Here is a 14,265-nt window from a genome sequence, read left to right as displayed (position 1 = left end):
GGTTGGGGTCGTCGAAAGTTCCGGAACTAGCCCAACAGTGCGAAAAGGTCGACGCCGCTGCCGTCAGGATCGATGACCGACGCATAGCGCTGCCCCCACGGCGCGTCCCACGGGCCGCGCAGCCCGTGGTACCCGGCGTCCATCAGCTCGGTGAACTTGGCGTCCACCTCGGCCGGGGTGTCGAACTGGAAGGCGATGGTGGTCCGCGGGCTGCCGAAGGGGCGGGTCCACGCCGAGGTGAAGCTCTGGATGGAGGACTCGCTGTCGAGCAGGAGCCGGACTCCGTTTCCCAGGTCGGCTTCAGCGTGACCGTCGGGAGAATCGGCGCCTGTGAAGGTGAGGCCGAGGCGCTCGTAGAAAGCGATGGACACGGACAGGTCTGCGACGACGATTCCGATCGCTGCGGCTTTCGCGCTCATGCGCCCGACCCTAGCCGTGCCCCCCGACGCTGTCTCGTTGGCTGAGCGCGCATGGACCGTGTGTCGGCGCTCGGTCCACCCCCGCTGCATCGCGCCTCGCCGGGCGGCAAATCTCCCGATTCCGCCACATCGTGGGAAGCCCCATAGGCCACTATCCTGACCCTCGTGACACACCACACACATGATCTGACCGACCGCCTCGCCCGCGCCCAAAAGGCCGCCGCCGAGGCCGGCCTGGACGCCCTGTTGATCAGCCCCGGCGCCGACCTGCGCTACCTGACCGGGTACGAAGCCCTGCCCCTGGAGCGCCTCACCTGTCTCGTCCTGCCCGCGAGCGGCGACCCCCTGATGGTCGTCCCGGCGCTGGAGAAGCCCGCCGCCGAAGCCTCCCCGCTGGGCGGCCTCGGGCTGGAGATCCTCCCCTGGAACGAGACCGACGACCCCTACGCGCTCATCGCCTCCCGCCTGCCCGGCGGCGGCGCCGCGCTCGGCACCGTCGGCCTCGACAACCACATGTGGGCCGAGAAGGTGCTGAATTTCCGCCGGGTGCTGCCCGGCGCGGAGCAGGCCCTGGCCGGCGTCGTCCTGGGCGACCTGCGGATGCGCAAGACCGCCGACGAGGTGGCGTCCCTGCGTGCCGCCGGCGCCGCCATCGACGCCGTCCACCGCCGGGTGCCCGAGTGGCTGCGGCCCGGGCGCACCGAGCGGGAGGTGGGCAAGGACATCGCCGACGCGATCCTGGCCGCCGGCCACGCCACCGTCGACTTCGTCATCGTCGGCTCCGGGCCGAACGGCGCCTCGCCGCACCACGAGCTGTCCGACCGCGTGCTCCAGGCCGGGGACCAGGTGGTGGTCGACATCGGCGGCGCGATGCCCGACGGCTACTGCTCCGACTCCACCCGGAACTACAGCCTCGGCGCGCCCTCGGCCGAGTACGCCGAGTACTTCGCGGTCCTGCTGGCCGCCCAGAAGGCGCAGTGCGAGGCGATCCGCCCCGGGATCACCGCCGAGGAGCTGGACGCCGTCGGCCGCGACCTGATCACCGAGGCCGGCTACGGCGACAAGTTCATCCACCGCACCGGCCACGGCATCGGGCTGGAGACGCACGAGGAGCCGTACATCGTCTCCGGTTCCGCGCGTCCCCTGGAGCCGGGCATGGCCTTCTCCGTCGAGCCGGGCATCTACCTGGCCGGCCGGCACGGCGCCCGCATCGAGGACATCGCGGTGTGCACCGCCGACGGCGGCGAGCGCCTGAACCTGACCGCCCGGGACCTCGTGGTGGTGGACGTCTGATGGTCGCGGTGGAGCGGTCGCTGCCCGGCGACGAGGCCGAGGCCCTGTTCGACCTGGTGCGGGATCTGTGCGCGAACGAGCTCGCGCCGCGCGCGGCCGAGTACGAGGCCGAGGAGCGGTTCCCCCGCGAGGTGTTCCGGACCCTGGGCCGGGCGGGCCTGCTCGGCCTGCCTTATGACGAGAAGTACGGCGGCGGCGGGCAGCCCTACGAGGTCTACCTCCAGGTGGTGGAGGAGCTGGCCCGGAACTGGCTCACCGTCGGCCTCGGCGTGTCGGTGCACTCGCTGTCCTGTTACGGCCTGGCCGCCTTCGGGTCCGACGAGCAGAAGCAGAAGTGGCTGCCGGACATGCTGGGCGGCGAGCAGCTCGGCGCCTACTGCCTGTCCGAGCCGCAGTCCGGTTCCGACGCCGCCGCGCTGACCACCCGGGCGGTGCGGGACGGGGAGACGTTCGGGGTCAGTGGGACGAAGGCGTGGATCACGCACTCCGGCCACGCCGATTTCTACACCCTGATGGTCCGCACCTCCGGGGAGGGCCCCAAGGGGATCAGCGCTCTGCTGGCCGAGGCCGACACTCCGGGGATGACGTTCGGCAAGCCCGAGAACAAGATGGGCATGCGGGGCTCGGTGACGGCGCAAGTGCTGCTGGACAACGCGCGGGTGCCCGCGGACCGGCTGCTCGGCGAGGAGGGTCAGGGCTTCGCGATCGCGCTGTCCGCGCTGGAGGCCGGTCGGCTGGGCATCGCGGCGTGCGCGGTCGGTCTCGCGCAGGCGGCGTTGGACGCGGCCGTGGACTATGCCAAGACGCGTCAGCAGTTCGGCAAGCCGATCGCCGACTTCCAGGGGCTGAGCTTCATGCTCGCCGACATGGCCACCGGTGTCGCGGCGGGGCGGGCGTCGTACCTGGTCGCCGCGCGGCGGCGTGACGCAGGGCTGCCCTATGGCACCGAGGCCGCCATGGCGAAGCTGTTCTGTACTGACATGGCGATGCGGGTGACCACGGACGCCGTGCAGGTTTTCGGCGGATACGGATACACCGCGGACTTCCCCGTGGAACGCTATATGCGCGAGGCGAAGGTGCTTCAGATCGTCGAGGGAACCAATCAGGTCCAGCGACTCGTTATCAGTAGGGCACTGACGCGCGTATGACGGTCAGCCACCTTTTCGTCCACCGAATGATCGTTCGCCACCTGACAGCCTCCGTACAGGCGCGGCGGCGGACACGCGTATAACCGCATACGTAAAACGACGGGCCCCGAGGGGACCGCTCCCCATTGAGGATCGGGACAAATCGGGGCCTACGGGCGCCTGGTCGTGGATCGTCTTATCAGCGATACAGCAGACCATGTACCGTGCTGCCCATGACGCAGCAGCCGAATCAGAACTACCCCCAACCCGGGGGTTGGGGACAGCAGCAGGGACAGCAGCCCGCGCAGCCGGGGTGGGGCCAGCAGCAGCCCGCCCAGCAGCAGGGGCAGCAGCAGTGGGGGGCCGCTCAGCCCTCTTACGGGCAGGCGCAGCCGGCCCAGCAGTACGGTGGTTCCACCCCCTCTTACGGTGGCGGTTCCTCCACGGGGGGCGACTCCTGGGGCAAGGTGTGGGGGTTCTACGCGGCGGGCGCGCTGGCCGCGATCACCGCGATTCTCACGTTCGTGATGCCGTGGGCCGCGATCAAGATCGGCGACAACACGTTCAACTTCACCGCGCTGGGCACCGTCTCGTCGCAGGGTAAGAGCGCGTCGGCCGACGGGTACCCGAAGATCTGGGGCATCCTGGTCATCGTCGCCGCGGTCGTCGCGGTCGCGGGCGTGGTCCTGGTCCTGCTGCTGAAGAAGGCGGTGATGGGCTGGGTCGTCGTCGGCGGCTCCGGTCTGGCGCTGATCTTCGCGGTACTGGCCGGTCTGCTGGGCCACAACAAGATCAAGGACGAGCTGACCAGCGGCGACACCGCCGCGATCGGCACCCATTACAGCTTGCAGTTCTTCGGCCTCGGCGCCTGGATCGGCATTCTGGCCACCTTGATCGGCACCGTCCTGGCGGTGCTGGCCCAGCTGTCGGTGACCACCGGCGGCGCCCCGGCCTCCGGCGCCTCGGCGTCGGGCTACCAGGCGGGCTACGGCCAGCAGCAGTTCGGCCAGGCCGGCAACTCCCCGGCGTACGGCCAGCAGGGCCAGCCGGGCCAGCAGCAGTGGGGCGGCCAGCAGGCCGGCCAGGCCCAGGGGCAGCAGCAGTGGGGCAACCCGCAGCCGCCGCAGCAGCAGGGCGGCCAGTGGGGCGGCCAGTACGACCCGGCGGCCAACCAGCCGACCCAGGCCGTGCAGCCCGGCTACATGCCGCCGCAGCAGCCGCCCCAGCAGCCGCGGTAAGCAGCGGCGGCGTCAGCACACGGGGTATTTTCAGCAGCGGCTGCTGAATCCTGCGTTTGCCTGTAGTACACGGCGGTCCCCGGAGGAATCCGGGGGCCGCCGTCGCCTTGTGGGGTGTGCTTTCTCGCCGACTTGTTCTTATCGCCTATGTGCTTACTTGCTCACGTACTTACGTGTTCAACTGCTCACCTGCTCACAGCTCAGCCGCCTCGGCGGCCGCCGCTTCCTCCACCTGCCGCCGCCGGTCCGTGACCGCCCGCCGCAGCTGTTCGAAGCGCGACGGCAGCGGAATCCAGCCGGGCGACCCGGCCAGCGCCATGTTCGCCTCCACCACGGCGCGGGTGTAAGCACGCTGCATCCCGCGGGGCATCAGCGGCATTCCCGGCGGGCGCCTTATGGCCTCGCCTTCTACGTTCAGGCGTCCGGCGTGGTTCGGGCTGACCGAGACCCAGAGCGCCTTCGCGCTTCCGTGCAGGGGCTCCACCAGCGTCTCGCGGACCGCCAGCCAGGCCTTCAGTGCCGCGCGTGTGCCTTCCGACAGCCGCACCCGCTCCTCGACCGCTTCACTGGTGGTCCGTGCCTGCGGGCGCCGGACCACGCGGACGCTGCTCAGGTCGTCGGCGACGTCGGCCAGCGTCAGCGCGGCCAGCTCGCCGACCCGGGCCCCGGTGTCCAGCTCCACGCCGATCAGCGCGAACAGCCGCACGCGGCCCGCCGGGGCGCTGCTCATCTCGGCCCGCTTGGCCAGGTACTCGTGCAGCTGCGAGCGCGAGGGCCCGTCGACGGTCTCCCGCAGCTCCGGCAGGCCCGGCCGGTCGGCGACCGCCACCAGGACCCCGCTGTGCTCCCCGAGGATCTTCAGGCAGTCGACACGGATCCGCATGGAGGCGTTGGTGGCCTGCGCGTTGCCGGCCTTGGCCCGCCGCCGCAGCTCGCCCCGCGCGGCCAGGTCGAGATAGGCGCTGATCGGCCCCGGCGCCAGCAGCTCGGCGGCGCTGCCGGCGTCCCGGAACGGGAACTCCTCATGGTTCCGGACCAGCGCCAACTCGCCGGCGACCCACCGCAGCTGCCGCGCCCGCGCCTTGCTGACCTCCCGCTCGGTGATGACCCGCTCGGTCCAGGCCTCGATCGAGACACTCGCCGCGGGAGTATCCGGCGTCGCTGTACCCCGCTTCGACGAGCCCGTCCGCGAGGGCGGCGTTTCCGGCACGGTGGGGTTCCCTTCCCGATCAGCCTACGGATAACAGGCCTTTAGCCTCCCACATCCGGAGCTCGTGACGCCCGCGCCACGAAAAGCCGCATCGGGGTTCAAGGGCCGTGATTCACGCTAGGGGAAGGTACTGACAGGGTGCTGGGAGGCGTGCGATGTGCGGGGTGCGGATCCGCTCGGCCCTGAGTACCCTGCCGATCCAGACGGCGGCGCTGCGGGGGACGAGGGCTTGCTGAGGTGCCCTACCGTGTGCAGCATGAGTACGCCGCTGCTCTTTCTCGATGTCGATGGCGTTGTCCTGCCTATTGGAGCGTGGATGGAGGAGCTGACTTCGGAGCTCGGCCGACGGCTGACGGCGCTGCCGGTCGAGCTGGTCTGGGCCACGGCCTGGCAGCATGATGCGAATGTGGAGATCGCGCCCCGGGTCGGGCTGGCGCAGCTCCCTGTTGTCGAGTGGCGGGACACCAGCGTCGCGGAGGACGACGAGGACGAATACTTCGGCTTGCACTGGAAGACGCGGCTGCTGGTCGAGTGGGCCGGCGGCCGCGACTTCGTGTGGGTCGACGACGAGGTCACTGACGCCGACGGGGCTTGGATCGCCGAGCATCATGGCGGGCGGGCGTTGGTGCATCGGGTGCGGCGGCCGGCGGTGGGGCTGACCGATGTGGACTTCGAGGTGCTGGAGGGGTGGTTGGCGGCGCCTAACCCGGCGCCTGCGCCCCCGCTCCCCGCGCCGCCATCCGAGGCCGCAGCGCCCGCAGGAACCAGTCGAACACCGGACCCAGGCTCTCCGGCTCCGGCCACCGGTTGATCGCCGCCAGCAGGCGCCAGTAGCGCTCGACGCGCGGATCTGCGGCGACCTCCAGGCGCTGCCACAGCCAGGCGCGCAGGGCGTCGTTGTCGGGCTTGCTGAAGGTGGTCGCGTACTGGGCCGCGAGGTCGGCGATGATCGGGGCGGCGGCCGGGGATTCGGGGGCGATGCCGTCGGCGATGGCCTGGGTGATGCGGGCGCGGACGTGGGTGGTCAGCTCGTGGTGCAGACCGGTGGTGTCGCCCGCCGCGCGTTCGGCGGCCTGGTACTCGGCCATGCGGCGGACGCCGGCGCGGAAGTCCGGGTCCTGGGTCAGCTCGGCCAGTTCGATCCAGGCCTCGACCTGGTCGGGGGTGGCGTCGTCGGGGAGGTCGGGGGTGGCGGCGCGGAGCAGGTCCACCAGGTCGGGGTTGGCGTCGACGCCGCCGAAGGTGCTGTCGACGAACTCCTCGATCAGGCGCTTGCGTTCGGCGTCGGACATGCGGGCCATCTTGTGCATCAGGTCCATCTCCTGGTGAGTGGCACCCCGGGCCGCCACCGCGCCCAGCACCGCCCGCCGCAGCCGCAGGGCGCGGATCTGGACGTCCAGTGCCTCGGTGTGCGCGGCGGCGACCTCGGCCAGCGTCGCCTCGCGCGCCAGCACGCGCCGCACCGTCGGCAGGTCGACGCCGAGGTCGCGCAGCGTCCGGACCAGGTCCAGGCGCGCGACGGCCGCGACGTCGTAGACGCGGTAGCCGGCCGGGGTGCGGCCGGTTTCGGGGACGATGCCCTCGTCGGCGTAGAAGCGGATCGTCTTCACCGGCACGCCGGTGCGGCGGGCCAGGTCGCCGATCGTGTAGAGGGCGTCGTCGGTCACGCGTCCTACCTTCCGGCCTCCAGTAGGTGGAGACTCAAGCCCTGTTGAGGGTTGTCGATTCCTGTCAAGGCATGGTGGGTCCTACTGGGCATCGAGGATCGCCTGGATGTCGTGCCGGCTGTCGGCCACGATCCGCGGGTTGGTACCCAGCCCCAAGTAGTACGGCAGCGCCACCAGCGCCACCGACAGGGCCCACCCGCGTCCGCGCTCCCACGTCGCGTCGTCGACGCCGAGCGCCGACCGGAAAGCGTCGCGCGCCTCGCCGTGGAACAGGTTCCACGCCGGCAGCAGGTCCACGGCCGGGTCGCCGGTGGCCGGGGCGAAGTCGATGACGGCGCGCAGCCGCCCCTCGCGGACCAGCAGGTTGCCGCCTTGCAGGTCGGAGTGGATCCACACCGGCTTCCCGGGCCAGGCCGGGGCGTCCATGGTCTGCTTCCACACCGCGAGCACGGCGTCGGCGTCGATCTCGGACCCGAGCGCGGCGACCGCCTCGCGGACTTCTTGGTCCCGGTCGGTGATGGCGCGGCCCCGGCCCGACTCGGTGGGGGCGGGTGCGCCGGTGGTGTCGATGGCTTGCAGAGCTTTGAGGAAGTGGGCGAGGTCGACGGCGCAGGTGACGCGATCGATGGAGTGGTCCGTTCGCACCGCCGGCTCGCCCTCGATCCACGGCAGCACGGACCACGGATAGGGATATTCCTCAATCGGTGCCCCCACCCCCGCCGGGACCGGCACCTCCAGCGGCAGCAACGGCCCCAGCACCGGCAGCCATCGCTGCTCCCGCCGTAGCGAGCCGACCGCCCACTCGATCCGCGGCAGCCGCGCGCACAGCCGCGTCCCCACCCGGAACATGGCGTTGTCGGTGCCGGTCGACGCCACGCGTCGGATCGGCAGGTGGGCCCACTGCGGGAACTGGGCGGCCAGCATGCGGGCCACGAGCCCGGCGTCGGTGTCGACTTCGTCGGGATGCATCTTCGGGTCGGCCATGGGCGGCAGGGTATGCCGTGTAGGCGGGGGAGCACCGCAGGATTTACGGTGGGCGCGTGGACGATATCGACAGGCACATCGTGGCGGCTCTGGTCGCCGACGGCCGCATGAGCTACACCGACCTCGGGAAGCTGATCGGGCTGTCGACCTCGGCGGTGCACCAGCGGGTGCAGAAGCTGGAGGAGCGCGGCGTGCTGCGGGGGTTCCGGGCCGTGGTGGACCCGGAGGCGCTGGGACTGGCGCTGACGGCGTTCATCTCGGTGAAGCCGATAGACCCGGCGGCGCCGGACGACGTGCCGGACCGGCTGCGGGACCTGATCGAGGTCGAGGACTGCTACAGCGTCGCCGGCGACGAGAACTACATTCTGAAGGTGCGGGTCGGCACGGCCGGCGAGCTGGAGTCGCTGCTCGGCCGGATCCGGACCGCCGCCGAGGTCTCGACGCGGACGACGGTGGTGCTCTCGACGCCGTTCGAGGACCGGATGCGCAGCGCGCATTGAGGGGCAGCAGCTGGAGCAGGGGCGAGTGCGGCCGAGTGGGGGGTCGAGCGCGAAGCTGGGCCGAGCTGGGCTGAGCTGAGCTGGGCTGAGGAGCAGGGTTGAGGGCTGACCTGGGAGGCCGGCGCTGAGATCGCGCGGAGGCTGGGCCGAGCTGGGGCCGATCTGGGGGCGAGCTGGAGCTGAGCGGAGATCGAGCGCGGAAGCGAGCCGCGGCGGGGCTCCGGTAAGCCGTGCGAGACACTGTTCCCCATGACGAACACCGCCCCGTCCGATCCCACGTTCGACCCCGACCGCCCGGCCCCCGCCCGCGTGCTGCTGCGCGGCGGCACCGTCCACTCCCCGGAGGAGCCGTTCGCGACGGCGATGCTGGTCGAGGACGGCAAAGTGGCCTGGCTGGGCTCGGACAGCGCGGCCGACGTGGCGCACGCCGACTCCGTCGACGAGATCGTCGAGCTGGACGGGGCGCTCGTCACGCCCGCGTTCGTCGACGCGCACGTCCACCTCACCTCCACCGGCCTGGCGCTGGCCGGCCTGGACCTGCACGACGCCCTGTCGCTGACCGACGCCCTGGACCGCATCGCCTCCTTCGCCGCCGGGCTGCCGGCCGGGGAGACGGTCATCGGGCAGGGCTGGGACGAGTCCCGCTGGCCGGAGCGGCGCGCGCCGTCACCTGCGGAGTTGGATCGGGCTGTCGGCGGTCGCCCGGCGTATCTGTCGCGCGCCGACGTGCACAGCGCACTGGTGTCCCCGGCCCTGGTGGCGGCGGTTCCCGAGGTGCGCGGTGCGGTGGGGTTCGACGCCGAGGCGGGCTTGGCGCGCCAGGATGCGCACCACCTCGTGCGCCGCGCCGCTTTCGCGCTGCTGGGCCCGGGCGCGCGCGGGGCGTTCCAGGCGGCGGCGCTGCGACGCGCGGCGGAGCTGGGGATTGGCGCGCTGCACGAGTGCGGCGGACCTGACATCAGCGGGGAGGCGGACTTCCTCCAGGTGCTGGCGGCGGGGCGCGAGCTTGGCGGCCCGGAGGTCTTCGGGTACTGGGGTGAGTTCGGCGCGGCGGCCAAGGCGCTGGAGCTGGGGGCTGTCGGGGCCGGGGGCGACCTGTTCTTGGACGGGTCGATCGGGTCTCACACGGCGTGTCTGGCGCATGCGTATGCGGACAAGTACACCCTCGGCGCTTCTTATGCGGATGCCGAGCAGGTCGCTGAGCACGTCGTGCAGTGCACCGAGGCGGGAATCCAGGCCGGGTTCCACGTGATCGGCGACGGCGCGATGGCGACGCTGCTCGACGGCTTCGACGCGGCTGCTGCGCGGGTGGGACGTGATGCGCTCTACCGGATCGGGCATCGTGTCGAGCACGCCGAGATGATCCCGGCCGGCGGTATTGAGCGGCTGCTGGCGTTCGGGATCGTGGCGAGCGTGCAGCCTGCGTTCGACGCGGCGTGGGGCGGCGAGGACGGGATGTACGCGGCGCGCCTGGGAGCCGAGCGGGCGCGCGCCATGAACCCGTTCGCGGCGATGCAGCGGGCCGGCGTGCTGTTGGCCTTCGGGTCGGACGCCCCGGTGACGGCGCTGGATCCGTGGGGCACGGTGCGGGCCGCGGCGTTCCATCAGACGCCGGAGCACCGGATCTCGGTGCGAGCGGCGTTCGCGGCGCACACGCGGGGCGGGTGGCGGGCGCTGGGAGGGCGGGCGACGGCTTCGGGGATGCTGGTGCTGGGGGAGCCGGCGACGTATGCGGTGTGGGATGTGGAGCCTGAGGATGTGATTGTGCAGGCTGCTGATGAGCGGTTGTCGGCTTGGTCGACGGATCCGCGGGCGGGGGTGCCGGGGTTGCCGGATCTTTCGGTGGGGCGGGGGGTTCCGGGGGCGGTGCGGACTGTTGTTCGGGGGCGGGTGGTTTTTGATGGGGGGAGGGTGGGTTAGGGCGGTGAAGTAGTGATATGGGGGGCGAGGTGAGAGTGAGATTCGGAGGCGAGGCGAGGCGGAAGGGCGAGGCGGAAGGGCGAGGTGAGGGGCGAGGCGAGGCGGAAGGGCGAGGCATGAAGGTGAGGCGGGGCGGGGCGGGGCGCGGTGAGGCGGGGTGAGGCGCGGTGAGGTGAGGCGCGGTGAGGTGAGGCGGGGTGAGGCGCGGTGAGGCTAGGCGGAAGGGCGAGGTGAGGGGCGAGGCGAGGCGGAAGGGCGAGGCATGAAGGTGAGGTGAGGCGCGGTGAGGTGAGGCGCGGCGCGGCGCGGCGGGGTGAGGTGAGGCGGGGTGAGGTGAGGTGAGGTGGTTTTGGGTTTTTGAGGTGGATGAGATTTTCTGGGTGGGAGAAGGTCGAGGTTGGAGTGTTTGGAACAGTTTGGTCACAAATCTGTTCCGCGCCTTTCCGAGTGATCACCGATGCCACCGAGTCCTCCCGGGTCCGCCGCGCTGACCTGGGGCTCCGTTCCTCCGGCGCAGGCCAAGACTGGTAGGATCACTGGTTGACAGGCGCCACAGGAGTCCGGGTACCGTCGGTGGCTACGTCCACCGGCGCCGAACGCTGTCGCGCGGTGTTCCTGTCTGGCTCGGGGCGATCCGGCGCCGAGCGGTTCGATGGGGGCACAGCGACGGCGGCGGCGAAACACGGGTGGGTCTTCACCGGGAACCCGGCGGATCCAGTAGACAACGGTGTGCGGGACTCGCGGCCAGCGAGTCCGCGCCCGGTCCGAAGGATGCCGCCGGGTTTTCGTGTGGGTGGGTCGGTGGGTGGGTGGGCCGGCCTCCGCCCTGCTGCCGCCTCGCAAAGGGCCCAGCCGCGCCCTGGAGGCCCCGCCTCGTTCTGCGTGCACCATGGGTTTCCGCGCTGTTCTGCGTGCGTTGCTGCGCTGTCTCGTGTTGAGAGCCTGCTCAAGTAAAGTGCGCTCAAGGTTTCCGCAGATCTTTCTTAGGGTGGGTCGCGCAGGTGGCGAACGTGGATGAGGCCGGCGGCCCGCAGCGTCGGCGATGGTTCCGGCGGCGGCCGAGCCGGGAGGCGGTGCGTCTGGCCGCGTTGGCGCTGCTGGCCGGTGCGGTGCTGAACCTGGCGTTCGCGCCGGTCGGGTGGTGGCCGGTGGCGCCGTTGATGGTGGCCGCGGTGTCGGCGCTGTTCGCGGGGCGGAGCGGGCGTCGGGGCATGCTCATCGGGTTCTGGTTCGGGACTGGGTTCTGCTGGGTGATGTTCCAGTTCCTGCGGGTCTTCGGGCCGGGGGCGCAGGAGGCTGTGGGGCTCATCGAGTCGCTGTACTTCATTCCGTTCGGGTGGGCCATGGCGCGGGTGTCGATGGCCCGGTTCGCGCCGCTGTGGCAGGCGTGCCTGTGGGTCGCCGAGGAGGCGGTGCGGTCGCGGTGGCCGTTCGGCGGGTTCTCGTGGGGGCGGCTGGCGTTCTCGCAGCCGGATTCGCCGTTCACGCCGTTGGCGGCGGTGGGTGGGGCGCCGTTGGTGACGTTCGCGGTGGCGTTGTCGGGGACGTTGTTGTGGCGGGCTGTGGTGGTGCTGCGGGAGCGGGAGCGGGAGCCGGGGGTTGGGGGCGGAGGCGGAGGCGGGGGCGGCAGCCGTGCCTTGTGGCGGAGCGTGGGGGCTCGGTGGTCGGCGGCGATGGTGGTTGGTGCGCTGCTGATCCCGGTGGCGGGGTATGCGGTCCCGCTGCGCTCTGCGGATGCCGGCACGCCGCTGCGCATCGCGTTGATCCAGGGCAACGTGCCGCGGCTCGGGTTCGGGCGCGAGGAGCAGCAGGCGGCGGTGCTGGACAACCATGTGAAGGAGACCGAGGCGCTGGCGGCGGACATCCGCGCCGGCAAGGCGGTGAAGCCGGATGTGGTGGTGTGGCCGGAGAACGGGTCGGACATGGATCCGTACACCGATCCCGGGGTGAAGGAGGAGATTCAGGCGGCCGTGGACGCGGTCGGGGTGCCGGTGCTGATCGGGGCTGTGATCAACGCCAATGCGGAGGGGACGAATGTTCTGAACCGGCTGATCGTCTGGACGCCGGGGCCGGGGCCTGGGAGCGGTATGGGTGCTACGTATGACAAGACGCACCTGGTGCCGTTCGGCGAGTACCTGCCGTTCCGGGACATTCTGACCAAGGTGATCAAGCGGTTCAACATGATTCCGCGCGACTTTGTCCCGGGGCATGGGGTTGGGGATCTGACGCTTGGGGATGTGCCGGTCGCCGCGGTGATTTGTTTTGAGGTCGCGTATGACGATGTGGTGCGTAATGCGGTCAATGGTGGGGGGCAGGTGTTGTTGGTGCCTAGTAACAACGCTTCCTACATGGGGACCGGGCAGACGTACCAGCAGTTGGCGATTGCTCGGTTCCGGGCTGTGGAGCATGGGCGGTGGACGTTGGAGGCTGCGACGTCTGGGGTGTCGGCGGTGATCGATCCGCGGGGGAAGGTGCTGGCGCAGACGGGGGAGTACCAGGCTCGGTACTTGGATATGGAGGTGCGGCGTAGTACTGAGCGGACGGTGGCGGATCGGGTGGGGGCGTGGCCTGAGTTGTTGTTCGCGGTGGTGGGGGTTGGGGCGGCGATTGTGTTGGCGGGGGTGTCGAGGGGGGTGTCGGGTGGTGTGTCGGCTGGTGTGTCGAGGGGGGCGTCGGCGAGGCGGTCGAAGACACTGCGGCGCGTCCGGGCTCTGATTCCGGGTTTCAGAGGTCGAGCCGATACGCTGCCCGATGCGGCGCCTGATGAGAACACATTGACGACCCCCGAGCGGGATGCCGCCCCGCTCACCTCCGCGGCGAAGGGCCGAGCACGTTGACCAATCTGCGCGTCTTGGTGATCATTCCGACGTACAACGAGTCGGAGAACCTGGCGAAGATCGTCAGTCGGGTCCACGCGGCGAACCCGGATGTCCATGTGCTGGTGGCCGACGACAACTCTCCGGACGGTACCGGCAAGCTGGCCGACGGGCTGGCTGCGAAGGACGAGCGGGTGAAGGTGCTGCACCGGGCCGGGAAGGAGGGGCTGGGGAAGGCGTACTTGGCGGGGTTCGCGTGGGGGATCGAGCATGAGTACGACGTGATCTGCGAGATGGACGCGGATGGTTCGCACCGGCCGGAGGACTTTCCGGCGCTCATGGCGGCGCTGGTGGAGCAGGACGCGGATCTGGTGATCGGGTCGCGGTATGTGCCCGGGGGGAAGACGGTGGGGTGGCCGAGGCGGCGGGAGGTGCTTTCGCGGGGTGGGAATACGTGGGTGCGGTTGATTACGGGGATGCGGCTGAAGGATGCGACTGGGGGGTATCGGGTTTTTCGGCGGGCGACGCTGGAGCGGATAGATCTCGCGACGGTTGCGAGTGCTGGGTATACGTTCCAGGTGGATTTGGCTTGGCGGACTACGCGGGCTGGGATGAAGGTGGTTGAGGTGCCGATTACTTTTGTGGAGCGGGAGTTGGGGGCTTCGAAGATGAGTGGGGGGATTGTTGCGGAGGCTTTGTGGAGGACTACGGTTTGGGGGGTGCGGTATCGGGCGGGGCGGTTGGTGGGGAGGGGGTGAGGTGTAGTTTTGAGATGTAGTTTTGATGTGCGGTTTGTGGTGGGGTGAAAGGCTTTTTTGACGACCTTCGGCCATGGTGCTGACTGGTCGGTGGCGGTCCTTGGGTGGGTGGTGCGGTCGATCTCCGAGAGCTGTTGCGGGGGTGGGGAAAGGCCAGGTCAAAGGCCAGATCAAAGGCCAGATCAAGGGCCAGATCAAAGTCAACTGCGCCTCCGGCGGCCCCTCCGGGGAGGGCCTCGCTCTGGAAAGAGTGGGCCAGGCGGGTTGGCGCGGCTTTGCGCTGTGGTTCCGGTTTCGGTTCCGGTCTTTCCGTCGCATCGTCGCCTGAAGGAA

The 14,265-nt window shown here is 70.5% G+C and carries 12 protein-coding genes; 8 read left to right on the top strand and 4 right to left on the bottom strand.

All coding sequences use genetic code 11. The features are described 5' to 3' along the window. Nucleotides 1-26 precede the first annotated feature (26 nt). Complete coding sequence (locus ABD481_RS41370) at nucleotides 27-419, bottom strand: VOC family protein (protein ID WP_344671380.1); 393 nt, start codon at nucleotides 417-419, stop codon at nucleotides 27-29. 165 nt (nucleotides 420-584) lie between these two features. Here ABD481_RS41370 and ABD481_RS41365 point away from each other — a divergent pair, with 165 nt between their 5' ends. From ABD481_RS41365 to ABD481_RS41355, 3 genes are all read left to right on the top strand, one after another. Then, entirely contained in the window at nucleotides 585-1,712 is a 1,128-nt protein-coding gene (locus tag ABD481_RS41365; protein ID WP_344671379.1) for a M24 family metallopeptidase, read from the top strand. Next, entirely contained in the window at nucleotides 1,712-2,860 is a 1,149-nt protein-coding gene (locus ABD481_RS41360) for an acyl-CoA dehydrogenase family protein (protein ID WP_344671378.1), read from the top strand. Before ABD481_RS41365 ends, ABD481_RS41360 begins: the two co-directional genes overlap by 1 nt. Before the next feature lie 212 nt (nucleotides 2,861-3,072). Beyond that, a complete protein-coding gene (locus tag ABD481_RS41355) occupies nucleotides 3,073-4,077 on the top strand; it encodes a hypothetical protein (RefSeq protein ID WP_344671377.1) in 1,005 nt (334 codons plus the stop codon). Nucleotides 4,078-4,270: 193 nt separating this feature from the next. Here ABD481_RS41355 and ABD481_RS41350 read toward each other — a convergent pair whose 3' ends face one another. Then, nucleotides 4,271-5,287 (bottom strand): site-specific integrase, encoded by a 1,017-nt coding sequence (locus ABD481_RS41350; protein WP_344671376.1) that lies wholly within the window; start codon nucleotides 5,285-5,287, stop codon nucleotides 4,271-4,273. Between the two features lie 256 nt (nucleotides 5,288-5,543). On the opposite strand from ABD481_RS41350, the gene ABD481_RS41345 reads away from it, so the two are divergent. Then, nucleotides 5,544-6,098: an HAD domain-containing protein gene (locus tag ABD481_RS41345; RefSeq protein WP_425559401.1), complete on the top strand. Its 555-nt coding sequence runs from the start codon at nucleotides 5,544-5,546 to the stop codon at nucleotides 6,096-6,098. On the opposite strand, the gene ABD481_RS41340 is transcribed toward ABD481_RS41345, so the two are convergent. After that, nucleotides 5,989-6,954 carry a MerR family transcriptional regulator gene (locus ABD481_RS41340; protein WP_344671375.1) on the bottom strand — a complete coding sequence of 322 codons (966 nt, stop codon included), beginning with the start codon at nucleotides 6,952-6,954 and terminating at the stop codon, nucleotides 5,989-5,991. The genes ABD481_RS41345 and ABD481_RS41340 overlap by 110 nt on opposite strands. 81 nt (nucleotides 6,955-7,035) lie before the next feature. Continuing rightward, the gene (locus ABD481_RS41335; protein ID WP_344671374.1) at nucleotides 7,036-7,938 is read right to left on the bottom strand and encodes an aminoglycoside phosphotransferase family protein; all 903 of its coding nucleotides are present in this window, start codon (nucleotides 7,936-7,938) and stop codon (nucleotides 7,036-7,038) included. A gap of 56 nt (nucleotides 7,939-7,994) precedes the next feature. Between ABD481_RS41335 and ABD481_RS41330 the strand changes: the two genes are divergently transcribed. The 4 genes from ABD481_RS41330 to ABD481_RS41315 all read left to right on the top strand — a co-directional run bounded on the left by ABD481_RS41330 (nucleotide 7,995) and on the right by ABD481_RS41315 (nucleotide 13,932). Continuing rightward, nucleotides 7,995-8,438 carry an Lrp/AsnC family transcriptional regulator gene (locus tag ABD481_RS41330; protein WP_344671373.1) on the top strand — a complete coding sequence of 148 codons (444 nt, stop codon included), beginning with the start codon at nucleotides 7,995-7,997 and terminating at the stop codon, nucleotides 8,436-8,438. A gap of 249 nt (nucleotides 8,439-8,687) precedes the next feature. Next, nucleotides 8,688-10,358, top strand: a complete 1,671-nt coding sequence (locus ABD481_RS41325; protein ID WP_344671372.1) for an amidohydrolase — start codon at nucleotides 8,688-8,690, stop codon at nucleotides 10,356-10,358. Nucleotides 10,359-11,359: 1,001 nt separating this feature from the next. Next, entirely contained in the window at nucleotides 11,360-13,195 is a 1,836-nt protein-coding gene (gene lnt, locus ABD481_RS41320) for an apolipoprotein N-acyltransferase (protein WP_344671371.1), read from the top strand. After that, nucleotides 13,192-13,932, top strand: a complete 741-nt coding sequence (locus tag ABD481_RS41315) for a polyprenol monophosphomannose synthase (RefSeq protein WP_344671370.1) — start codon at nucleotides 13,192-13,194, stop codon at nucleotides 13,930-13,932. Before lnt ends, ABD481_RS41315 begins: the two co-directional genes overlap by 4 nt. Nucleotides 13,933-14,265: the final 333 nt, after the last annotated feature.

It is taken from the genome of Catenulispora yoronensis, assembly GCF_039531695.1.
Taxonomy (GTDB): Bacteria; Actinomycetota; Actinomycetes; order Streptomycetales; family Catenulisporaceae; genus Catenulispora; species Catenulispora yoronensis.
This window is presented reverse-complemented; position numbering and strand designations above follow the sequence as displayed.